This window comes from Microvirga sp. 3-52 (genome assembly GCF_018383585.1).
Lineage (GTDB): Bacteria > Pseudomonadota > Alphaproteobacteria > Rhizobiales > Beijerinckiaceae > Microvirga.
Genome location: NZ_JAHAMK010000005.1, coordinates 1 through 324, shown reverse-complemented (window position 1 = coordinate 324; position 324 = coordinate 1). Strand labels below are relative to the sequence as shown.

Annotated in this window: 1 protein-coding gene; it reads right to left on the bottom strand. The window is 66.7% G+C overall.

Going from position 1 to position 324, the window contains the following annotated elements; genetic code table 11:
* The coding region (locus tag KHP60_RS25045; RefSeq protein WP_249688549.1) for an IS630 transposase-related protein at positions 1-227 on the bottom strand (227 nt) is incomplete at its 3' end.
* Between the last annotated feature and the right edge of the window lie 97 nt (positions 228-324).

The following is a 324-nucleotide window of genomic DNA, read 5'->3' as shown; positions in this document are numbered from 1 at the left end:
TCGGTCACGCGGCGGATGAGGAAGTCGCGGTGCGGGTCGAGCTTGGAGTAGCGCCAGCCGCCTTCCGGCTTGGGCGCCAGGCTGCCGGTGGCCCGATAGGCCGCCATCAGCCGCACCACAAAGGCGACCGAGACCTCGAAGTGGCGGGCGGCCGCGTGACAGGAATGCCCCGCCTCGACAAAGCGCGCCACTCGGCGGCGCAGATCCAGCGAGTAGGACTTGGTCATCGCTCATCTCCTCCCAGAAAGAGGGCTGAGACAAGTGAATCACGAAGCCGCCGCGCCGCATAGCCCCAAGGACTCCGTCAGAACTGCCGTTGCTCTA